The sequence below is a fragment of the Nonlabens arenilitoris genome (assembly GCF_002954765.1).
In the GTDB taxonomy this organism is placed as follows: Bacteria; Bacteroidota; Bacteroidia; order Flavobacteriales; family Flavobacteriaceae; genus Nonlabens; species Nonlabens arenilitoris.
In genome coordinates, this window is sequence record NZ_MTPW01000001.1 from 1,045,882 (window position 1) to 1,067,973 (window position 22,092).

The 22,092-nt window shown below is 36.4% G+C and carries 19 protein-coding genes; 10 read left to right on the plus strand and 9 right to left on the minus strand.

Going from position 1 to position 22,092, the window contains the following annotated elements:
* Positions 1 to 138: 138 nt before the first annotated feature.
* Positions 139 to 1,410 (minus strand): hypothetical protein, encoded by a 1,272-nt coding sequence (locus BST92_RS04560; RefSeq protein WP_042249763.1) that lies wholly within the window; start codon positions 1,408 to 1,410, stop codon positions 139 to 141.
* A 180-nt stretch (positions 1,411 to 1,590) separates the two neighbouring features.
* On the opposite strand from BST92_RS04560, the gene dgt reads away from it, so the two are divergent.
* On the plus strand, positions 1,591 to 2,925 hold the full coding sequence (gene dgt / locus BST92_RS04565; protein WP_105070384.1) for a dGTP triphosphohydrolase: 1,335 nt from the start codon (positions 1,591 to 1,593) through the stop codon (positions 2,923 to 2,925).
* A gap of 34 nt (positions 2,926 to 2,959) precedes the next feature.
* Positions 2,960 to 5,797: a T9SS type A sorting domain-containing protein gene (locus BST92_RS04570; protein ID WP_105070385.1), complete on the plus strand. Its 2,838-nt coding sequence runs from the start codon at positions 2,960 to 2,962 to the stop codon at positions 5,795 to 5,797.
* On the opposite strand, the gene BST92_RS04575 is transcribed toward BST92_RS04570, so the two are convergent.
* Positions 5,787 to 7,556, minus strand: coding sequence for a 1-deoxy-D-xylulose-5-phosphate synthase (locus BST92_RS04575; RefSeq protein WP_105070386.1), 1,770 nt, complete (start codon positions 7,554 to 7,556; stop codon positions 5,787 to 5,789). The genes BST92_RS04570 and BST92_RS04575 overlap by 11 nt on opposite strands.
* A gap of 144 nt (positions 7,557 to 7,700) precedes the next feature.
* Between BST92_RS04575 and BST92_RS04580 the strand changes: the two genes are divergently transcribed.
* The gene (locus tag BST92_RS04580; RefSeq protein WP_036583816.1) at positions 7,701 to 8,150 is read left to right on the plus strand and encodes a nucleoside deaminase; all 450 of its coding nucleotides are present in this window, start codon (positions 7,701 to 7,703) and stop codon (positions 8,148 to 8,150) included.
* A gap of 2 nt (positions 8,151 to 8,152) precedes the next feature.
* On the opposite strand, the gene BST92_RS04585 is transcribed toward BST92_RS04580, so the two are convergent.
* Entirely contained in the window at positions 8,153 to 8,383 is a 231-nt protein-coding gene (locus BST92_RS04585) for a hypothetical protein (RefSeq protein ID WP_042249754.1), read from the minus strand.
* Positions 8,384 to 8,519: 136 nt separating this feature from the next.
* A complete protein-coding gene (aspS, locus tag BST92_RS04590; protein WP_105070387.1) occupies positions 8,520 to 10,268 on the minus strand; it encodes an aspartate--tRNA ligase in 1,749 nt (582 codons plus the stop codon).
* A 231-nt stretch (positions 10,269 to 10,499) separates the two neighbouring features.
* Here aspS and BST92_RS04595 point away from each other — a divergent pair, with 231 nt between their 5' ends.
* From BST92_RS04595 to BST92_RS04605, 3 genes are all read left to right on the plus strand, one after another.
* Positions 10,500 to 10,859, plus strand: coding sequence for a toxin-antitoxin system YwqK family antitoxin (locus tag BST92_RS04595; protein WP_105070388.1), 360 nt, complete (start codon positions 10,500 to 10,502; stop codon positions 10,857 to 10,859).
* Between the two features lie 173 nt (positions 10,860 to 11,032).
* Positions 11,033 to 11,716, plus strand: coding sequence for a TetR/AcrR family transcriptional regulator (locus tag BST92_RS04600; protein ID WP_105070389.1), 684 nt, complete (start codon positions 11,033 to 11,035; stop codon positions 11,714 to 11,716).
* Positions 11,717 to 11,877: 161 nt separating this feature from the next.
* A complete protein-coding gene (locus BST92_RS04605; protein ID WP_105070390.1) occupies positions 11,878 to 13,218 on the plus strand; it encodes an ABC1 kinase family protein in 1,341 nt (446 codons plus the stop codon).
* Positions 13,219 to 13,292: 74 nt separating this feature from the next.
* Here the strand turns inward: BST92_RS04605 and BST92_RS04610 are convergent, their stop codons facing one another.
* Genes BST92_RS04610 through BST92_RS04620 form a run of 3 tightly spaced genes read right to left on the minus strand, consistent with a single transcriptional unit; the run spans position 13,293 to position 16,974 of the window.
* Positions 13,293 to 14,573 carry a metal-dependent hydrolase family protein gene (locus tag BST92_RS04610; protein ID WP_105070391.1) on the minus strand — a complete coding sequence of 427 codons (1,281 nt, stop codon included), beginning with the start codon at positions 14,571 to 14,573 and terminating at the stop codon, positions 13,293 to 13,295.
* Between the two features lie 49 nt (positions 14,574 to 14,622).
* On the minus strand, positions 14,623 to 15,807 hold the full coding sequence (locus BST92_RS04615) for an SH3 domain-containing protein (protein ID WP_105070392.1): 1,185 nt from the start codon (positions 15,805 to 15,807) through the stop codon (positions 14,623 to 14,625).
* Between the two features lie 33 nt (positions 15,808 to 15,840).
* Complete coding sequence (locus tag BST92_RS04620) at positions 15,841 to 16,974, minus strand: DegT/DnrJ/EryC1/StrS family aminotransferase (protein ID WP_105070393.1); 1,134 nt, start codon at positions 16,972 to 16,974, stop codon at positions 15,841 to 15,843.
* A gap of 116 nt (positions 16,975 to 17,090) precedes the next feature.
* Here BST92_RS04620 and BST92_RS04625 point away from each other — a divergent pair, with 116 nt between their 5' ends.
* Together BST92_RS04625 and BST92_RS04630 are read left to right on the plus strand one after the other, a co-directional pair.
* Entirely contained in the window at positions 17,091 to 18,377 is a 1,287-nt protein-coding gene (locus BST92_RS04625) for a 3-deoxy-D-manno-octulosonic acid transferase (RefSeq protein ID WP_105070394.1), read from the plus strand.
* Entirely contained in the window at positions 18,355 to 19,170 is an 816-nt protein-coding gene (locus BST92_RS04630) for a carboxypeptidase-like regulatory domain-containing protein (protein WP_211292439.1), read from the plus strand. Before BST92_RS04625 ends, BST92_RS04630 begins: the two co-directional genes overlap by 23 nt.
* 151 nt (positions 19,171 to 19,321) lie before the next feature.
* Here the strand turns inward: BST92_RS04630 and BST92_RS04635 are convergent, their stop codons facing one another.
* On the minus strand, positions 19,322 to 19,981 hold the full coding sequence (locus tag BST92_RS04635) for a DUF2461 domain-containing protein (RefSeq protein WP_105070395.1): 660 nt from the start codon (positions 19,979 to 19,981) through the stop codon (positions 19,322 to 19,324).
* A 79-nt stretch (positions 19,982 to 20,060) separates the two neighbouring features.
* Positions 20,061 to 20,825 (minus strand): LexA family transcriptional regulator, encoded by a 765-nt coding sequence (locus BST92_RS04640; RefSeq protein WP_105070396.1) that lies wholly within the window; start codon positions 20,823 to 20,825, stop codon positions 20,061 to 20,063.
* 132 nt (positions 20,826 to 20,957) lie between these two features.
* Between BST92_RS04640 and BST92_RS04645 the strand changes: the two genes are divergently transcribed.
* Positions 20,958 to 21,785 (plus strand): SOS response-associated peptidase, encoded by an 828-nt coding sequence (locus BST92_RS04645; RefSeq protein WP_105070397.1) that lies wholly within the window; start codon positions 20,958 to 20,960, stop codon positions 21,783 to 21,785.
* 13 nt (positions 21,786 to 21,798) lie between these two features.
* Positions 21,799 to 22,083: a hypothetical protein gene (locus tag BST92_RS04650; protein WP_105072200.1), complete on the plus strand. Its 285-nt coding sequence runs from the start codon at positions 21,799 to 21,801 to the stop codon at positions 22,081 to 22,083.
* Positions 22,084 to 22,092: the final 9 nt, after the last annotated feature.

Here is a 22,092-nt window from a genome sequence, read left to right on the forward strand (position 1 = left end):
ATGATAAGCAACAGCTTAAAATTATAAAAAAACAAAAAACGCTTTTATTAAAATGTAACATTAAAGTGGATTTATTGTTGAATTGCAAAATGCCCATCATTAAATAATGATAGGCATTTTTAAAAATTTATTTATTGATTAGAATCCTAATCCTGCAGTATTATTTGAGTATGTCCAAGAGAATGCACTTAAAGTAGCACCACCTGAAGTACCAGCACTTGCCCATGCAGCAGCATCTGCCGTGAAGGTTGTGATAGTTAATTCATCAATATCATTTGATTCATCAGTATCATCACAGTTTTGTGCACATCCTACTTTTTCAACAAATACGTCGTTTGCAGCAGCAACACCAGCTGGTAAATTAATAGTCCAGTTAGAGAATGATAAATCACCGTTAAGGTAGTTTTGAGAAACAGCATTGTTATCTAATTCTACATCGCTACTCGCTTTAAATCCAGTTGCATAAACGTTGTTAGTAGTCCCTTGAGCATTACTTCTGTAATCAGCGTACTCACCGTTTGGAGTATTTGTGTTTCCAAATATAGTTGCATCATTAATTGTAAAAGAACCTTGTAATGAACCTTCTGGACCATCAATTTCAAACGCATGGTCAGAAATATCTCCTAAAACAACACCTACGTTTGTGATAGTTCCTGAATAAGCTTGATCAATATCAATTGAATCATCTCCTACAGCCCATACAAAAAGATTAGAAGCATTTACAGTACCACCGAAAAATTCGATACCATCATCTACATTTGCTACTACTTCGATATTAGAAATTGTAGTTCCAGTACCTACACCACCTAAAGTTAAACCATTGATTTCATTTCCTTCACCAATATTAGTACCACCGTGACGTATAGAAACATAATTTAATGTTCCACTATTATCCGCAGCGTCAGATCCACCATAAAGCCCGTTTGTATCACTTGCTGGAATACCTTCTATCTGTAGTGCGCTTACATCACCTCTGAAAGAACTTGGCGCATTTCCTAAAACTATTAATCCACCCCATAAACCTCTATCATTTTGACCTAGGTTAGTTCCTGTAGTCTGTCCTAAATCAATATTATCTGCAGTACTTGTAAAAACGATAGGCTGAGTTGCCGTACCATTTGCCTCGATTTTAGCACCTCTTGCTATAATAAGAACAGAAGCGTTTGCACCTTGCCCAGCAAAACCTTTAATAATTGTTCCTGGCTCAATAGTTAAAGTTGTTCCACTTGTAACAGTTGTACGACCGTTCAAGTTCCATATACGATCATTGGTCAAAGTCATATCTGTGGAGATCACACCTGAGATCTCATTCTCCATAGTATCTGGACCACTTGTGATATCATCGTCGCCACCACAACTTGTGATTGCAAGAGCAGCAACGGCTAGAATAGAATAAAAAAACTTTTTCATTTTGCTTGATTTTATAATTTGAGTTTATCAGTGCAAATATTCACTCTTTATACAAAATCGAGGTTAATATAAAATTAACAAAGCTGCTAGTTGTATGAAATTAAGGTTAAGCACCTACTCCTTATGTTAATTAGGTGTTACTTTAAGAAACCTATTATATTGCAGCCTTAAAGCATCATCATGAATTGGGAAAACCTACTATCCTTAAAAAGACACGGCGACACAGCACCTAGACCTAGAAAATTACAAGATGAATTACGACTGGGTTTTGAAGTAGACTATGATCGAGTGATATTCTCACAACATTTCCGTAGTCTACAAGATAAAACACAGGTGATCCCATTAAGCCAGACAGGCTTTGTGCACACGAGATTAACACATAGTCTAGAAGTATCAGTAGTAGGTCGTTCCCTAGGTCGTATGGCCGGACAGCGCATATTAGAAAAGCATCCTTCATTAGTAGAAGCAGGATATAAAATGCAGGATTTTGGTGCCATCGTTGCGGCTGCGTCATTGGCTCACGATATCGGTAATCCACCATTCGGTCATAGTGGAGAGAAAGCCATAGGCAGCTATTTCTCTAGTGGAAAAGGAAAGGTTTTTATGGATTCGCTTTCGCGAAAGCAACAACAGGACCTCATCGATTATGAAGGAAATGCAAATGGATACCGACTACTCAATCTAGATTCTCCAGGAACTCCAGGCGGCCTAAGGTTGTCGTATGCTACTTTAGGAGCATTTACTAAGTATCCTAAAGAATCTTTACCGCTAAAACCGACTAATCACATATCCCAAAAAAAGTTTGGTGTTTTTCAAGCAGATCTAGAACACTTTAAAGATGTCGCTCAAGAGTTAGGAATAAAAAATAATGACGGTAGCATGGAACCATACATGCGCCATCCACTCACCTATCTGGTTGAAGCTGCAGATGATATTTGTTATACCATTATAGACTTTGAAGACGGAATTAATCTGGGCTGGATTGCTGAAGATTTTGCTCTAGAGTACTTGATAAATTTAGTACGCAAGAATATTAAGTCTGAAGTCTACTCACAATTAACTTCTACTGCAGAAAGATTAACCTACTTAAGATCACTTGCTATTAATAACTTGATTACTGATTGTGTAGATGTATTTATGGATAATGAAGAAGCAATCCTAAATGGCACTTACAAACATGCCCTAACTGACAAGTCCCAGTTTAAACCACAAATTGATGATATTCTCGCGATTACTATAGAAAAGGTATATCGTAACGAAGAGGTGATCCAAAAAGAAATCGCTGGTTATAAAATTTTAACTGATATACTGCATGCCGTTATTACAGCAACTGTTAATGATCTAGAAGATAATAAATCGATTTATGATAAGCTTATATTAAATACCTGTACAGGATTGCAAGTAAACACCTCATCGTTATATGAGCGTATTTTAAATGCTTGTGGTTATGTGGCCTCATTAACTGATAGTAGAGCATTACAACTCTTCAGTGTTATCAATGGATCTATTAAATAAAGAGCTTTTTGTATCTTTAGAAATATAATGTTTTATGAAAAAGTTTATTCTCCTATCTGTAATTGCCGTGACTGCTATAATTGCATTTCTATTTGTATTCAACTCTACAAAAGATGAGTTGAGCGACATAGCTATTAAAAGACAACAGCACAAAGAATTTCTTGACAATAGTCCATTTAAAGACACAAGAAACCTTTCTAAAGAGAAACGTAAGAAATTAAGCCTACCACCTAATGCGTATAATGAGAGAGAATGGGAACTAACCATGAATCCTACTTTAGGAATTCCTACTCCTTTTTTAGTAGAATCAACAACGCCGAGTTTATATACAACACTTGGTGCGCCAGGTAATAATACCACACCATGGCAAGAAAGAGGCCCATTAAATACTGGTGGTAGAACACGTGTTGTGTTTTTTGACCCTACTGATGTAGGAGCAAATAATGGTGATGGCGTTGATTATAACCGTGTTTTTGCCGGTGGTGTTGGTGGCGGACTATGGATCAATAATGACATTACCAGCGCTACTTCTTCTTGGACAATTATACCAGGTATTGCTGGTGACTTGAGTGTTAATGCATATGCATTAGACCCAAATGACTCATCCACCTTTTATATAGGTACAGGAGAACAATATGCACAAGGCGCTGCAATAGGTAATGGTGTTTATAAGACTACAGATGGCGGTAATACTTGGTCTCAAGTTAACATACAACCAGCAGGATCAGGTACAGTAAGTGGCGGCGGCTCTTTATTTAAGTCAGGATTATTTACCGTTAATGATATCGCCATAAGAGATGTTAACGGAACTAGCGAAATCTATGTAGGTGTAGGCTCTACTTTTTATGCCGCACCTAATGGCAACATCGCTAATCCTTCAAATATTTTAGGTGCTCAAAACGCTGGATTATATCGCAGTGTAGATGATGGCGCAACATGGACACGTATTGAAAATCCTGCTTTATCATTTAGTTTTTCTGGACTCACTTTTTATGTGTCGCCTAACGATTTTGAAATTGGAGCAGACAATACCTTATTTATGGGATCAATCGCTTCACCAGGTATAGGTCAAGGTGGCGGAAGAATCTATTCTAGTACTGATGGTATTAACTGGACTCTCGATCAATTTATTGCCTCTACAGATCGTGTTGAACTTGCTACCTCTACTACAAACGCTAACCTTATATATGCAGCAGTTGATGCAGCAGCTGGAGCAGATTTGTATATCTCAACAGACAAGTTAACTACAATTAATGCCTTAAATGAACCCAATGATGCAGACAACAGCATCTCTGCAACAGATTTTACTAGAGGTCAAGCATTCTATGACCTTGTGATTGAAGTTGACCCTACAAATGATCAAATCATCTATGCTGGTGGAATCGATTTACACCGATCTGCAAATGGTGGAAATAATTGGAATCAAATTTCAAAATGGTCAGAAAACCCTAACCTTAATGGATTAAATGTTCCTTTTATTCATGCAGATGTACATGCATTAACTTTTAGACCTGGACTTAGTAATGAAGCAATTATAGGGTCAGATGGTGGTGTGTCTTATGCAAGTTCCTTAAGCGGTGCCTTATCATCACCTAATGCAATAGCCAATAGAAACAATGGTTATAACGTTACTCAATTCTATTACGGTGATATAGCAGACACTGACGTTGCAGATGGAGATGACTTTGCCGGCGGCACACAAGATAATGGCTCACAACTAACTAACGATGCACCAGCAAATGGATTGACACCATTTTTTGATCCTATAGGTGGAGATGGTGCATATACTAACATTGATAAAGATGGAAACTATGTAGTCTTATCAGTTACAGGGCAAACGCATCTCTATGCAGATTACCCAATTTCTCCCGGCAGTACAATCAACTCACTTTTTGGAACTGGTAGACTTTACGTCATTTCACAAGGTAGTGGTGGTGACTTTATTAACGTAGCAGAACTAGATGAAAATCTAGATGTGTTTTTTGCAAATGGCGAAACGTTCAATGGCACTAATGGTATTCTCGTTTGTTCTTTAGGACCCAACGCGGCTAATTGTAATACTATTACTAATGGACTAATAAGCACTTCAAGACCTACTGCTATGAAGGTCTCACCATTTACCACTACATCTACAAAACTATTTTTAGGAACGATAGATTCTAGACTAATAATGGTTGATAATGCAAACACGACCTCACCTGTCTGGACAGAAATTACAGGATCACAATTTTTAGGCTCAGTGTCTGACATAGAATTTGGGTCCACTGAACAAGAAATCTTAGTGACCATGCACAATTATGGTGTCGACAGCGTATGGTATAGTACAGATGGTGGTACCACATGGGCCAGTAAAGAAGGTAACCTACCAGATATACCCGTAAAAACCATTCTTAAAAACCCATTACTGGCAGAAGAAGTTATCATAGGAACGGAAGAAGGAATTTATGTAACTGGTGATTTTAACAGTACTATCCCAACATGGACCCAAACTAATAATGGTATGACTAGTGTCAAGGTGGTTGACCTAGATTTAAGAGTTAGTGACAACACTATACTAGCCTCTACACATGGCCGTGGAATGTTTACAGGACAATTCAATACACTAGGATTTGAAGAGTCACAAATCTCTCAAAATAACATAAAACTCTTTCCGACTATAAATAACGGAACGATTAACTTAGTTTCAGGTACGGCGTTAGATAACGCACAGGTAACTATTTACAATTTAAGTGGTCAAGAAGTTTACCGTGAAAAAATGAACCTTTCTAGTGAGCAACAAAGCCTTTCATTAAATCAACCTGCAAGCGGTATTTATATTGTGAATATTAAATCAGGTACTTATCACCAAAGCTTAAAAATGATTATCGAGTAGATAAATCACTGATTAAATTAAATACGGTCTCACTATCAATTCCAGCTATTTTATGCAGGTCTTTTGTGGGACCATGTTGTATGAATGCATCTGGGATTCCTAGTTTATAGATGTTGTTTTTATACGTTTTCGCGGAAGCGTAATCTACTACCATACTGCCTAATCCACCTATAACGGTTCCATCTTCTATGGTGATAATGTGCTCGTGCTGCTCAAAAATATCATCTAACATATCGTGATCAAACGGTTTTAAGAAACGCATATCTACATGAGTGACATCAAGTTCCTCATCACTAATTAAATCATCGATCATTGCTCCTATAGAACCTATAGAAAGAAGAGCAATCTTAGTACCTGAATGAATCACACGAGATTGACCAATTGATAGTTTTTGAAAAGGTTGTTGCCAGTTCAATATACGACCACGACCACGAGGATACCTGATTGCTATAGGTAATTCAAGACCTAGTTGCGCGGTATACATCATATTCCTCAACTCGATGGTGTCCATAGGTGCAGCGATAATTAAATCTGGAATACAATTTAAATAAGCTAGGTCAAAATTCCCATGGTGAGTCGCTCCATCTTGACCTACTAAACCTGCACGATCCAGACAAAAAACAACAGGTAGTTTTTGTAATGCTACATCATGAATAACTTGATCATAGGCACGTTGTAAAAAAGTAGAATAAATGTTACAAAAAGGAACTAATCCTTGTGTAGCCATTCCTGCCGCAAGTGTTACGGCATGCTGCTCTGCGATACCGACATCAAATGCACGATCCGGCATCGCATTCATCATAATCTTCATGGAGCTTCCAGTAGGCATCGCTGGCGTGATTCCTATGATATTCTTATTTTGATGCGCAAGTTCTACAATCGTATGACCAAAGACATCTTGAAATTTAGGTGGTAATAAGCTGGTGTCTGCTGGTGTGATATCACCTGTAATTTTATCAAATTTACCGGGCGCGTGATAGCGTACTTGATCAATCTCTGCCTGTTTGAGTCCTTTACCTTTTGTTGTTCTTACGTGTAAAAGTCTAGGACCTATTAAAGACTTTTGCCTTTCTAGTTCTTCCAGTAATTGAGATAAATCGTGACCATCAATTGGACCTGTATAATCAAAATTTAATGATTCAAATATATTATCACGTCCTGTTTCCTTACCTGATTTGGTTTTAGTAAGGTAATCTTTCAATGCACCTACTGCAGGATCTATTCCGATAGCATTATCGTTGAGAATGACTAATAAATCTGCACCACTTACTCCTGCATGATTGAGAGCTTCAAATGCCATACCGCTGGCAATACTAGCATCACCTACTACAGCAATGTGTTTTCTGTCGATTCCTTTCAACTGGCTAGCCATCGCCATTCCTAGTGCGGCGCTAATTGCGGTTGAACTATGTCCTACTCCAAAAGTGTCATAAACACTTTCATCTCTTTTAGGAAATCCAGAAATGCCGTTCAAATCTCTGTTCGTATGAAAAACATCACGTCTACCGGTTAATATCTTATGCCCATAAGCCTGATGACCTACATCCCAAACCAGTAAATCTTCTGGCGTATCAAACTTATAATGCAAGGCGATGGTAAGTTCTACAACACCTAAACTAGCACCTAAATGCCCTTCTTTAGTAGCAACTACCTCAATAATAAAATCACGCAATTCTTGAGCAACCTGTGGCAATTGATCAACAGTACAGCCTTTTAAATCGGTTGATGAGTTGATTTGAGAAAGTAGTGATTGAGACATGGCTCAAAGGTAAGATGAAATATTAATTTGTTGATTTAATGATTTGGTAATTTGTTGGTGAATAATAATGATAATTAATAGCTGTCTCAACATTAATTACATGTAAATTGATTTTGATTTTGATTTTAGTTTTATTTTTAAATCATGATAGAGCCTTACGACCACGAGTATTTTATGAAAAAAGCGTTACAAGAAGCGCAAACTGCCTTAGATCGTGGTGAAATTCCCGTAGGTGCTGTAATCGTTACTCAAAATCGCATTATTGCCAAAGGTCACAACCTTACAGAAACGTTGACCGACGTTACCGCACATGCAGAGATGCAAGCCATTACCGCTGGAGCAAGTTTTTTAGGAGGTAAATACTTAAAAGATTGCACACTTTACGTCACACTAGAACCTTGCCAGATGTGCGCTGGTGCTCTTTACTGGTCTCAAATATCGAATATAGTGTACGGAGCGAGCGATGAACATAGAGGTTATCTTAAAATGGGAACACAGTTACATCCTAAAACCAAAGTCGTTTCAGGAATTCTAGAAGAAGAATGTAGTGCAATAATAAATGAGTTTTTTGCTAGAAAAAGAAGCTTGAATTAAACCTATTCTTCCTCATCATTTCTCAAAGCATCTGGATTCCAGATGAATGATTTCAATTTCTTGTCTTTATAGCGCACGATTAAAAAACCAGGCATTACTATAAAAAACAAAGTCATCACAGCGGCACCTATCGTCTTTTGTGCTAGCGCATAATCACCGCCATTATACAGATTATAAAAACCTATAATTAAGGTAATGATGACTCCTATTAATAGTATGCTTATAATTTTCATTAAAACTTTTCACTAAAATTGAACTATAAAATGAACTATAAAATGAAATATTGAGCTTGTCAAAAAATCAACCTATTGTCATAAATCACGTCTCCGACAAGCTCAATGTGAGCTATCTCATCTTGATACTTAACGATTATAACGTAACCTTCAAGTTTAACTCTGTTAACTGCTCTTGATCAATTGCACTAGGTGCATCGATCATTACATCGCGACCACTATTGTTTTTAGGAAAAGCGATAAAGTCACGTATCGTTTCTTGTCCACCTAGGATAGAAACTAATCTATCAAATCCAAATGCTAATCCTGCATGTGGTGGCGCACCATATTCAAAGGCGTCCATCAAGAAACCAAACTGGGCTCTTGCCTCATCTGGTGTGAATCCTAAATGGTCAAACATTAATGCCTGTAATTTCTTATCAAATATTCTTACTGATCCACCACCTATCTCATTACCATTCATGACTAGGTCATAAGCATTTGCTCGTACATTACCTGGATCTGTTTCTAACTTATCAATGTCTTCTGGTTTAGGAGAGGTAAATGGATGGTGCATCGCGTGGTAGCGTTCTGTATCTTCATCCCATTCTAATAGCGGGAAATCTACAACCCATAACGGTGCAAAAACTTCTGGATCACGCAATCCTAGACGTTCTGCCATTTCCATTCTCAAAGCACTTAACTGTGTTCTAGTCTTATTTGCTGGACCAGACAATACGCAAATTAAATCACCAGCTTTTGCACCAGTAGCTTTTGCCCAGTTTGCAAGATCTTCTTGATCATAAAATTTATCAACGCTAGACTTATAAGTTCCGTCTTCATTGCAACGTACATAAACCATTCCTAGCGCACCAACTTGTGGACGTCTTACCCAATCAATTAATTTGTCAATTTCTTTTCTCGTGTAGCTGTTAGCACCAGGAACTGCAATTCCCACAACTAATTCTGCCTCGTTAAAGATTTTGAAGTCCTTCGCTTTCGCGAAAGCGTCTAACTCACCAAACTCCATCCCAAAACGGATATCTGGTTTATCATTACCATATTTCTTCATCGCATCTTCATAAGTCATACGAGGGAAATCTGCGATATCGATATTCTTTACTTTTTTCAATAAGTGACGTGTCATGTCCTCAAATATATTCAACACATCTTCTTGCTCTACAAATGACATCTCGCAGTCTATTTGTGTAAACTCTGGTTGACGATCTGCACGCAGGTCTTCATCACGGAAACATTTTACAATCTGGAAATACTTATCCATTCCACCTACCATAAGCAACTGCTTAAAGGTCTGTGGCGACTGTGGTAAGGCATAAAACTGTCCTTCATTCATGCGCGATGGCACCACAAAGTCACGAGCACCTTCTGGCGTGGATTTAATAAGTACTGGCGTTTCTACCTCGATAAAATCTTTACCGGCTAGAAAATTACGTACTTCCATAGCAACCTTAGAACGGAAAATCAAGTTCTCGCGCACTGGATTACGACGTATGTCTAGATAGCGGTACTTCATGCGCAACTCTTCTCCACCGTCCGTATTATCTTCTATGGTAAAAGGTGGCGTTTTAGACTCACTTAAAATATTCAATTCTTTTACTAGAATCTCTACATCACCTGTAGACATTTTAGCATTTTTAGATTCACGTTCAATCACGGTACCTTTAACCTGTATCACAAACTCGCGACCTAGTTTTTGCGCTCTTTCTAACAAAGCTTTATCTGTACGCTCTTCATCAAAGATTAATTGAGTAACACCATAACGGTCTCTTAAATCTACCCAAACCATAAAACCTTTATCACGGCTTTTTTGAACCCAACCGGCCAGTGTTACTTCTTTATTTACATCGCTAGCGCGCAGGCTACCACAATCGTGTGATCTATACATAACTATTCATATAATAAGCTGCAAAAATAAGCCGATTTTAAACATCTAAAGCAGCATTAAAGTAAAGATTATCGTGAATTACTTATCTAATGTATGCACAACAACTCATTTTAACTAAATATAACAACCTAATAAACAGTGTTTTGAACCTCTGGTGTAAACTTAATGTTACGTAAATGTTGCGTATAAGTATTTTTAAAGTTAAATTTGGTTATCTAAAATGACGGAACGATGAAGAAATTTCTTTTTATGTGTGCACTTTTTGTAGGAGTATTTGCAATGGCACAAGAGACAAAACCACAATTTGAAAAGCAAAACGACGGAACTATAAAAGCTACTTACTTTTATTCTAACGGAGCCGTTTCACAAGTAGGAACATTTAATCAAGATAATGAAAGACATGGTGAGTGGATTTCATATAACCTTGAAGGACAAAAAAGCGCTCAAGCCGAATATCAAAATGGTGAAAAAGCTGGAAAATGGTTTTTCTGGAATGATGAAAAACTTACAGAAGTAGATTATAGTAACAATGCTATCGTGTCAGTTAACACATGGGTAAACAAAAACCCAGTGGCTACCAACAGACCATAGAGCAATACACTATCAATCTAGAAAATCCCTCTTGAAACTTTCAAGAGGGATTTTTTTTATGCGCTAACTTTAAGTTTTAACTAAAACTGACGACTAAACCTTAACATAGTTTTGTTTAAACTTATATGATGATAAGTTAAACAATTCATATCTTTACACTAAAGTAATTTATTATGGCAACGGCAAAGAAAACCACAGCAAAAAAGACCGCTACAAAGAAGGAAATCACTCGTCACGATGTGATTACTGCTTACATGGATTATGTTCTTGAGCATGAAAAAACACCTAAGAGCGTTTACAAATTTGCTAAAGACAACAACATCTCAGAAGCAGAATTTTATAACTTCTTCGGTAATTTTGATGGTTTGCGTAAAGATATCTGGAATACTTTCTTCACCATGACTATGGACGTAGCTCATAAAAATGAAGAATATGCACATTTTTCAAATCGTGAAAAAATGCTCACGTTTTTCTATACTTTCTTTGAATTACTCACCTTAAATAGGAGTTATGTGCTTTTTACTCTTAAAGAGAATCAGCACATGATGAATAAGATGGAGCAATTAAAAGGATTGCGCAAGCATGTAAAAGGTTTTGCTAAAGAACTGATACAAGAGCGTAATGAAAACAAAACCAATATTTTACTAGAACGCAGTGAGACTATTTATAGCGAAGGTGCTTGGGTACAAATGTTATTTTTAATAAAATTTTGGATGGATGATGATAGTGCCGGATTTGAAAAGACAGATATGGCGATTGAGAAATCTGTAAACACCATATTTGATGTTTTCGATAATACTCCATTAGATGCTGTTTTAGACTTCGGTAAGTTTTTGTGGAAAGAGCGCATGGCATAATTAAACTTAAATCTAAAATCCAGATTGAAGAAATTAGTTTATGTTTTTTACGCTTTCGCGAAAGCTTTATTGTTACCAACCATTTTACAAATTTAAATCTTGAGATATCTCAAGAGTGTCACACTGAGCTTGTCGAAGTGGATTTCACAAAGTAAATTAATATGAAAACACTAGATAAAATACCTACCAGTAAAATAGGCCGTACCACAGAGCTAGTGAAAACTGGCGCTAAAATCGGTGCTAATTATATCAAGTATTATTCTAAAAAAGCAGTGAATCCATCCATGGATCGTTCATCGCTAGATGAGGATAATGCTACCGATATTTATGATGGGTTGAAAAGCTTAAAAGGTAGTGCGCTTAAAGTAGCGCAAATGCTTTCTATGGATAAGAGTTTGTTGCCTGGTGCTTATGTTGAGAAATTCAGTCTTGCCCAGTTTAGTGTGCCTCCACTAAGTGCACCACTTGTGCGCAAGACTTTCAAGAAATATCAAGGTGCTTTTCCTGAAGAAATATATGATACCTTCTCAAAAGATTCTGTAAATGCAGCAAGCATAGGTCAGGTTCACAAAGCAACTAAGGATGGTAAAGAACTAGCCGTAAAAATTCAATATCCTGGCGTGGCAGAGTCTATAGGTAGTGACCTTGCCATGGTAAAACCTATTGCGATAAAAATGTTTAACCTTAAAGGTGAAGATTCAAAACGTTACTTTGCTGAGGTAGAAGATAAATTAACTGAAGAGACTGATTACGAACTTGAGGTAAAACAAAGTGTAGCAATCACTGAGGCTTGCTCTCATATCCCAAATTTAAAATTCCCCACCTACTATCCAGAGCTTTCCAGCAAGCGTATTATCACAATGGACTGGATGACTGGACAGCATTTAAGTGAGTTTGCAAAAACAGAATTCTCTGCAGATACTGGTAATAAGCTAGGACAAACGCTTTGGGACTTTTATATGTTTCAAATGCACGGTTTAAAAGCTGTTCATGCAGATCCACATCCTGGGAATTTTTTGATTTCTAAAAATGAAGAACTAATCGCGATCGATTTTGGCTGTATTAAAGAAATTGTTGACGAATTCTACCAGCCTTACTTTGAACTGGCTGTTCCAGCTAGTATTAACAATCCAGAGATTTTTAAGGCAAAGTTGTTTGAATTAGAAATTCTGAGAACTGATGATAGTGAGAAAGAAATCACGTATTTCAGTGCCTTATTTCACGAGATGTTGAGTCTGTTTACAAAGCCATTCCAAGAAAAGACCTTTGACTTCTCAGATAGCGCTTTCTGGGATGAGATTTCTTCTCTAAGTGAAAAATATAGTAACGATAAGGAATTACGTAAAATGAACGGTAACCGCGGTAGCAAGCATTTCTTGTACATTAACCGTACGTTCTTCGGACTTTATAATCTCTTACACGATTTAAAAGCAACAGTGAATACTCATGAATACGTGAAGTATCTTGAAGAGAAAGGATTTAAGAATCATAGTGCGTTATAGAATTGCTACAGATAATGATATAAAAGGCTATTCTTCTGGAGAATAGCCTTTTTTAAATATTAAAACTTATCGAATCATTTCTTATAAACCACTCCATCCTTCATAACAAAACTCATCACTTCTAGAGTTGCTACATTTTCTTCAGGGTTTTCTGAGACAGCAATGATGTCTGCATAGAAACCTTGTTGGACTTGACCTATGTTGTTTTCTTCTTTTAATATAATAGCTGGAGTGATGGTAGCACTTTGAATAGCTTCCATGATAGGCATTCCAGCCTCATGCATATAACCAAATTCCTTTGCGTTTTTACCGTGTGCAAAAACTCCTGCGTCAGTCCCAAAAACAATAGGAACACCACGTTTATAAGCACGACCAAATGTGCCTTGAATTTGTGGACCTACAGTTCTGGCTTTAGGGACTACTATAGCTGGATAGAATCCATCTACTTCAGCTTTTTCAGCAACTTCTTTTCCTGCAGTGATAGTAGGAACTAGGTAACAGTCCATTTTCTTCATTAAATCCATGGTTTCTTCGCTCATATACGTTCCGTGCTCAATAGTTTTCACACCACCTAAAACAGCGCGACGCATTCCTTCATCTCCATGAGCATGTGCCGCCACGTGAAAACCATAATCTGCAGCAGTTTCAGTAATCGCTTTTATTTCCTCTACAGTAAATTGTGGATTGCTGCCGTTTTTTGCCACACTTAACACTCCACCAGTAGCAGTGATTTTAATACAGTCTGCTCCATTTTTATAGCGATGTCTTACTGCTTCACGACCTTCGGCCGGTGAGTTTGCGACTCCTTCACGTGGTCCTGGATCGCCCATCAACTTCTGATTGCTACCATTAGTAGGATCTGCGTGTCCACCAGTTGTGGCAATAGATTTTCCAGCAGTAAATATTCTAGGTCCTGGAACCTTACCAGAGTTAATAGCATCTCTTAAAGATATATTGATACCGCTACCTCCTAGATCTCTAACAGTTGTAAATCCAGATAGTAAAGTAATCTCTGCATATTGAACGGAGCTGTAAGCAACATCTGCTGGGTCATCTACATATTTTGCCACATAAGCATGCGGATTATATTCTGTCTCCATGTGCACATGCATGTCTGTAAAACCAGGCATGACCCATTTATCTTTTAGGTCTATATAGGTACCATCTTCTGGGACATCTTTGAATCCCTTTTCAACTTTTAAGACACGATCATTCTTAACCGTAATGGTCATTTGGTCTTGCCAATTCCCTTTTTTAGTATCGAGCAAGTGACCTGCATGGATATAGGTCATACTGTCTTGTGCCATGGAGAACAATACTGCAAAAAATAGAATAAGAGATAGTTTGAATTTCATAACAATTATAATTGGAAGGTGAAGTTATGAAATTGCGATTTTAAAATCACTACAGAATAGTCAATTTTAAATAATGCCATTGTGGCTCCATAGGCTCATCCATTTCAACCTCTTGAATAGTATTATCAATAGGATGTACCATTAAAATAATTTCATTATCTGATATCCAGAAAGAATCATCAAGACTTGAACTCACGATCCATGATTGAAAGTTTATATAAAGGCTTTTAGTTGCTTTTAAATTTGCATCTAGCCAACTGATTCCTATTTGAGCACCATCTTCGTAGTAAACTATCTCGTGGCTTACTCCATATCTATTATTAGGAGAAACTTTAGGAAAAGCTCCATTGATACGTTCACCTGTTAATTGATTAATCCAAGCATATTCTAAACCTTCAAAATCTGCAACAACGAGATATTTGTTCTGTTTTTTAAGTTCGCCTATATATTCCACACAATGCGGATATTCTCCAGTGTGTGCTTTTATCTCCAAAGAATCGCCATTTTTAAGTGGTAAATAATAGCGCTTTAGAAAATTATGTTCGCTTTCATTTTTGTTTATGGGCAACAACTCTGGTTGAAAGCTGTAATCCAAATCAAAATCTGTTTTCTTCTTTTGTTTTATGACTTTATTATAGTCCACCAATTCAAGTTTAATGAAACTTTTCAGCGTATCTGCTGGTTGCGAGATGTACATTTCTTTACTGTTATTACTTGCAGAATGATAGCCAAAATGCTCATCATACCATGGATAGCAATCTATATAAGCAGAATAGTTGTAGGTATCTTTATCTATATGATAAGAAGATTCAAAATAGGTTTGAGATTGTTCTTCTTGAATCGAGAAACGGTTGTATAAATACAATGAGCGTTCAGGGATTTCTTTAAGATGATAGTCTAAATATGCACTAAAAACATAACCTTCGGGATTGCCCTTAAGTTCTTGATAAGGTACACTGCGCCATACTTTCACCCAGTAACCTTCTATTTTCTCTCCATCGTCTATGACATAAACCTTCTTGTCAGTTGAACTAGGCGGTGACCAGTCTAGCTTAGTACCATATGGGAGTTTTTCAATAATATTACCTTGCGGTCCAGCAGCATCGCGCATGTTCAGGCCATTTCTAGCAATGACGTATATACATTCTTTATCGTAGGATGTTAAGGTATACGCTTTCGCGAAAGCGTGTAATAAAAGAACCACTATAAAAAGTAAATAATATTTTGCTCTCATAGTGGTTCTTTAATCAATTATCAGGCCTAAAGTTTACCTATTAACAAACTCTAATACCTTATCTGTTATAAACTTAATTTGCTCATCATCCAGCTCAGTGTGCATAGGCAAAGAGATACATTCCTTGACGAGTTGGTTAGTTACTTTAAAATCATCTTCATTATAGCGCTCATCAGCATATGCTTTTTGCAGGTGTAATGGAATAGGGTAATAGACGCCACATGGGATATCATTTGCTTGTAAATGCTTTACTAATTCGTCCCGGTTTGCATCTTTAATCACTAAAGTGTATTGATGAAAAACGTGACAGTCGCAACTATCACAAACTAATGGTGTGATAATTTTCTCGTTACTCGCAAAGGCTGCTGTGTATTTTCTAGCAGCATCTCTACGGGCATTATTATAAGAGTCTAAATGCGGTAATTTTGCTCTTAAAACAGTTGCCTGCATGGAGTCTAACCTAGAATTTACACCTACCACGTCATGGTGGTAACGCTCATACATACCGTGATTTACAACACCTCTTATGGTATGAGCTAGATCATCATCATTTGTAAAAATCGCACCACCATCACCATAACATCCTAAGTTTTTAGAAGGAAAAAAAGAAGTTGTTCCTACATGTCCTATAGTACCCGTTTTAGACTTAGAACCATCACTATGCATATAATTAGCACCTATACCTTGTGCATTATCTTCTATCACATATAGGCCGTGCTCATTTGCGATAGCCATAATTTCATCCATATTAGCCGCAAGTCCAAATAAGTGTACTGGAACAATGGCTTTAGTTTTAGAAGTAATGGCCTTTTTAATTGCTTCAGTATCGATATTAAAATCAAATGGATTCACATCAACCAGCACTGGAGTTAAATTAAGTAAAGCGATTACTTCTACCGTTGCCGCAAAGGTAAAATCTGTGGTAATAACTTCATCACCAGATTGCAACCCTAATCCCATCATAGCAATCTGTAAAGCATCAGTTCCATTTGCACATGGTATTACATGTTTTACACCTAAATAATCTTCGAGTTCTTTTTGAAAAGAGTGAACCTCAGGTCCATTAATGAAAGCTGTGGATTCTATGACGTTCATCACGCCATTATTAACTTGATCTTTTATTTTTTCGTACTGACCTTTCAGGTCAACCATCTGAATTTTACGCATTTAAGAAAGATATTAGTATCATCACGGCTGTTGTGATGAGTCTTGTAAAAATACGTAATAATCATGGGTCTTCCCAAGCGTAATTTTTATGTTATTTTTGATTAAAACCTATTAGATTGAAATTATTATACGACAGTCTTATCACCGTTACTAATGCTCTATTACCAGTCGCTGGAGTTTTTAACAAAAAACTTCATCAAGGCTGCAAAGGTCGAGCGCGCACCTGGGATATCCTGAATCAAAGTATTAAAAAAACAATTCCTAAAATATGGGTACATGCGGCTAGTCTAGGTGAATATGAGCAAATTGTTCCTGTTTTAGAAAAATTAAATAGAGAAAACTATCAAATAGTCCTAACATTCTTTTCTCCAAGTGGTTATGAAAACAAGAAAAACACACAACTAGCAGATACCGTTTGTTATCTTCCTATGGACACTATTGCAAATGTTTCTAAATTTATGGACATTGTAGCGCCTTCACTTGTGATTATGGTAAAGTATGAATTCTGGCCTAATTACTTAAGAGCACTACACAAACGCGATATAAAAACTGTTTTAGTTAGTGGTGTTTTTAGAGAAAATATGACTTTCAATAAATGGTACGGTAGCTGGATGACAAAGTACCTTAAAGCAATTGATCATTTCTTTTTACAAAACGAGGACTCATTTAAAAAACTATCGCACCTAGGTTTTAACAATGCCAGCGTTAGTGGCGACACTCGTTTTGATCGAGCAAGTCAATTAATTGAGCGTGACAACCGTTTAGACTTTTTAGATCAATTTGTAGATCATAAAAAATGCCTAGTAATAGGTAGTAGCTGGCCAGAAGATATTTTAGTTCTACAAAAATGGTTGAGAGAGAATTATGAATCTGGTGATTGCAAAGTAATTATCGCGCCACACGAGATAGAGCCTATTAAAATTGAAGCGCTCATACAACAATTAGATGACGAACCCATTTTGTGGTCTTCTCTAAAACGTAATCAAAAGACATTGACTCTTAAAAGTGTTGCTCATCTACAGCAAAGTAATATTTTAATCATAGACACCATTGGATTATTAACTAAGGCTTATAGCTATGCCACTATAGCATATGTAGGCGGTGCAATGGGCACTAGCGGCTTGCATAACATACTAGAAGCCGCGACATATGGCGTACCAGTAATTATAGGCAAGAATTATGAGAAGTTTCCTGAGGCAGGAAAGTTAGAAGATTTAGGCGGTTTATTTTCGGTTTCCAGTCCTAACGAATTTATGGAAATTATGGATCAACTACTCACAGACGATTATTTGTGTGATAAAACTGGAATGATTTGTGGACACTGGATCAACAGTAATACAGGTGCTACTCGAGAAGTGCTTAACTATTTAAAACAAATTGATGAAAAACTGGTTATTTCTTAGTATAATAATATGTTCTTTAGTAGCTACTAGTCAAGACATTACCATTAAAGATTCTACTACTAAAAAAGGTGTTCCATTTGCTACCATTAGTTTTGGTAATGGTAAGGGAACATTTGCAGATGATGATGGAGTCTTCAGGTTCACAAGGAAACTCTATAAAGATGTTGATTCGCTTTATATTTCATCTATTGGGTATCAAGACTTAACTATTGCTGCTGATTTGGTGAGTAAAGAAATATTAATTGCACAAGAAGCAGATCAATTAGAAGCCGTGATGCTGAGCGCAAAACTCAACGGTAAGTTCAAAAAGAAGAAACAGAAACCTATAGCGCATGATAATTATTTCAACTGTTGGTTACCAACTGTAGAGTCAGAAATAGCCGTACGCTTTGATAGAATAGATCATCAACCTACACGCATCTCACAACTACAATTTCCTATTGTAAAAGAAGAAAGTCAAGTTAGTAAAAAGGGAAAATTAAGAGCCTTTTCTACTATGATTAGAATCATGTTTTATGATGTAGAAAATGGTCAACCATCATATCGTTCCTTCTATCCTAGTATGACCTATGTCATCACTGAAAAATCAGATGATATTATTGAGATTGATATTGATCATTTAAATATCAATATTCCCCAAGCAGGAATCTTTGCCGCTATCCAGATCTTAGGTTATACTACACCAGATGGTAAATTAATTAAGGCAAAGAAATACAGAGAAATACAAACTGTACGTGGACTACAAAAATTTCAACTACCTATCGACCTTTATTACCATTTACCAATGAATTAGAGGGAAAACAAACATGGGTAAGGCGTATTTTTTACAATAATAAAGAATGGGTTCTATTTGATCTTAATTATAATCCCAATTCCTCATTAGTACGCAGTGGACATGACAATTACGGTATGGGCGCAGAGTTTAAAGTATTTTATAAAGAAGATTAAACCGTAATCGCTTTATTAAGATAGGCTCTAAAGGGTTTCATTTCTTTGTACACCTTGATGCATTTTGCTTTAAAATCGTTTGCTAGGACTTCTTTTTGTGTTAAATCATGTTGAACTGCAAACGTTTTTAAACGCAATAAATCGATATGCTCGTGATCTTGAGAATATCCTTTAGGTGCAGTTTTTAATGAATCTCCATCATTAATGACATAAAACGTTTCTTTAAAGGACTTTTTATTAAGTATCCTTTTATAATCAGCACCATTATAATCTATAGCATCTCTTAACGAGTCTAAAATTTTCTTTTTAGGTTTATAAAATCCACCAGCGATAAAAGACTCTTGAGTTCCTAAATGTATATAGAAATCACCTTGTTTCCCATGTGAAGAAAGATCCATTCCTGCCCCAAGATGATCCTTGTAAACAGGCTTATTGGGGTGAAACATTAAATTATTATTGATACGATTAATTGCTTTACGACCAGGCGTGTCATTATAATCATCATCAATTCTCGCTAGTTCAACATTTAATTCATCTAACCATTGAATATACCAGTCGCGTATCTCGTGATAACGCTTTCTGTTCTCATCCATCCAGTCTTTTGAATTATTTTTCTGTAAGTCCCGCAGGAAGTCATATAGTTTATAAAAGCTCATCAAGGATTTTCAATAAATTATTATGCATTTGTTAGTTCGCTTTCGCGAAAGCGAATTACAAAAACCGCTAAGTATCATTTTATTTTTTGAGTTGTGCGATCTCATCACGCAAACTATCCAAGCCTTGTTTTAAGGAAATCATAGCCTCTTCTCCTTCATGAACATCTAGATCAAAGCTCAACTTTGAATTGACTTCCCAAAGCTCTTTGATTTCAGAAATAGGTTGCTCAATAACAGGATAATCACGATTTAAAGAAATAAGATTTACTAAATCACTAATTTCTGATTTACGTAATTTTTTAACAACTACAGTGTCTGCGGTAACGACAACATGTATGCGGTTATCATTTGCTTGCCTTACACTTTCAACAGATTTACCCATTACCCATTCAGCTGGTTGTAAGACTGGTAACATACTATCACCACGTACTTGAAAAGCTCTAAAGCTACCTTCCTTATATTGAGGTAAAGGAATATTGAAGGCAGGTAAATCTTGATACCAGTCAGTATCTAACACATTACTTGCATATCCAGCACTAGCCTTTATAGGAACCATGATCATGTTTTCACGATCATTAGTATCCAAACTTATAATTTTAGGAGTTGTGCTTGCTGTAGTTTCAAGGTGTTTATTATAACTACTACCATATAACCACAATGGGTTAATATGAAACTGACGCAAAAGTTCTGTCACGATTTTACCGGTTATTTTCTTTTTACCTCTTTCTATATCTGCAGTAGTGCTTCCTGCACCTAGCAGTTCTGCAAACTCTGATTGGGTTTTCCCTAACTCTTCTCTTACTTTTTTAAAGCGTTGTGCTTCTATAGATATCTCTTGTGCCATAGAACAAATATAGCCTTTTTAGGAATATTTCCAATTTTAACATAGGATTATTTCCTATTTATTGGAATTATTCCATACATTTGACCTGTACAACGGAATGATTCTTGGAATATTTCCATAAAACAAACTATTATGTGTGGAAGAGCAACTATAATAACACCGCAAGAGCAATTAGAAAAGCGCTTTAATGCTGTCTTTAAAAAAAATGTTCAGTTATCAGAGAATGTAAACATATCTGCTGGTGAGCAACTTCCTGTAATTACAAGTGATGCGCCTGGCGAGATTCAATTATTTACATATGGTTTTACACCACACTGGGCACATAAGCAAACTTATATGTTAAATGCGCGTAGTGAAGGTAGTCACAATGTAGAAAATGAGATGAACTACAAGGGTACATTAGGTATATTTAATAAGCCCATGTTTAGACACGCAATTAAGTCTCAACGTTGTTTAATATTAGTTGATGCTTTTATTGAAGGACCAAAGCAAGAGAAATTAAATAAACCTTATCTGGTATACCCTAATCGAGATCGCGGTCCATTTGCTATTGCTGGTATACATGATTCGTGGCAGCATCCACTTACTGGTGAAATTTATCATACCGTTGCGATGGTTACAACAACTGCAAATAGATTAATAAGTCGCATAGGTCATCACAGATCTCCTGTAGTTTTAAGTAAAGAAGATGAGCAGCGCTGGATACAGCCTGACTTAAAGACTGCAGAGATTTCAAAACTCATGAGACCTTTTGATTCTAAAGGATTCAACGCTTATCCTATCTCTCAAAAAATTAAAAAACCAGATGCTAATGGTCTTGAATTATTAAAACCTACCGGTGAAAAATTATTTAAAGATTATGATCGCTGCCTATATGAGCGTCTCAAATATGCAGAAGACCACACCTTTACTATTAGAAAAGAGCGTCTAGTTGAAGGAGACCAATTCATACTTTTTTAAAATGTATCAAGAAATGAATATAGAACTCATAAAAACAGAACTAGCTCAAAAAGTTGAACAACTTATAATGTCTAGAAAAACAAGACAGCAGGAAAGTATGACAGTAGTTTATGAAGTAAAAACCTGGTCTGATAAAGTAGCCGAAACAGAAGACCTTATTCACAAGGTATATCATACTTTAAATGAAGTCTTATCACAAAATGGAATTCATTTTAAAAACGAAATTGAAAAAGAAGGTTTTGTGAGCTTTATGGAGCCTACAGTAAATGATCTAGTGATTAAAAACATGGCAGATTAATTAAACTGT

Excerpts from the sequence above, each read along its gene's own strand:
- BST92_RS04575 (WP_105070386.1), bottom strand. The coding sequence starts at position 7,556 with ATGTCTCAATCACTACTTTCTCAAATCAACTCATCAACCGATTTAAAA.
- BST92_RS04635 (WP_105070395.1), bottom strand. The coding sequence starts at position 19,981 with ATGAGCTTTTATAAACTATATGACTTCCTGCGGGACTTACAGAAAAAT.
- BST92_RS04605 (WP_105070390.1), top strand. The coding sequence starts at position 11,878 with ATGAAAACACTAGATAAAATACCTACCAGTAAAATAGGCCGTACCACA.
- BST92_RS04615 (WP_105070392.1), bottom strand. The coding sequence starts at position 15,807 with ATGAGAGCAAAATATTATTTACTTTTTATAGTGGTTCTTTTATTACAC.
- BST92_RS04580 (WP_036583816.1), top strand. The coding sequence starts at position 7,701 with ATGATAGAGCCTTACGACCACGAGTATTTTATGAAAAAAGCGTTACAA.
- BST92_RS04600 (WP_105070389.1), top strand. The coding sequence starts at position 11,033 with ATGGCAACGGCAAAGAAAACCACAGCAAAAAAGACCGCTACAAAGAAG.
- BST92_RS04650 (WP_105072200.1), top strand. The coding sequence starts at position 21,799 with ATGAATATAGAACTCATAAAAACAGAACTAGCTCAAAAAGTTGAACAA.
- BST92_RS04585 (WP_042249754.1), bottom strand. The coding sequence starts at position 8,383 with ATGAAAATTATAAGCATACTATTAATAGGAGTCATCATTACCTTAATT.
- BST92_RS04595 (WP_105070388.1), top strand. The coding sequence starts at position 10,500 with ATGAAGAAATTTCTTTTTATGTGTGCACTTTTTGTAGGAGTATTTGCA.
- BST92_RS04560 (WP_042249763.1), bottom strand. The coding sequence starts at position 1,410 with ATGAAAAAGTTTTTTTATTCTATTCTAGCCGTTGCTGCTCTTGCAATC.
- aspS (WP_105070387.1), bottom strand. The coding sequence starts at position 10,268 with ATGTATAGATCACACGATTGTGGTAGCCTGCGCGCTAGCGATGTAAAT.
- BST92_RS04645 (WP_105070397.1), top strand. The coding sequence starts at position 20,958 with ATGTGTGGAAGAGCAACTATAATAACACCGCAAGAGCAATTAGAAAAG.
- BST92_RS04630 (WP_211292439.1), top strand. The coding sequence starts at position 18,355 with ATGAAAAACTGGTTATTTCTTAGTATAATAATATGTTCTTTAGTAGCT.
- BST92_RS04620 (WP_105070393.1), bottom strand. The coding sequence starts at position 16,974 with ATGCGTAAAATTCAGATGGTTGACCTGAAAGGTCAGTACGAAAAAATA.
- dgt (WP_105070384.1), top strand. The coding sequence starts at position 1,591 with ATGAATTGGGAAAACCTACTATCCTTAAAAAGACACGGCGACACAGCA.
- BST92_RS04640 (WP_105070396.1), bottom strand. The coding sequence starts at position 20,825 with ATGGCACAAGAGATATCTATAGAAGCACAACGCTTTAAAAAAGTAAGA.
- BST92_RS04610 (WP_105070391.1), bottom strand. The coding sequence starts at position 14,573 with ATGAAATTCAAACTATCTCTTATTCTATTTTTTGCAGTATTGTTCTCC.
- BST92_RS04570 (WP_105070385.1), top strand. The coding sequence starts at position 2,960 with ATGAAAAAGTTTATTCTCCTATCTGTAATTGCCGTGACTGCTATAATT.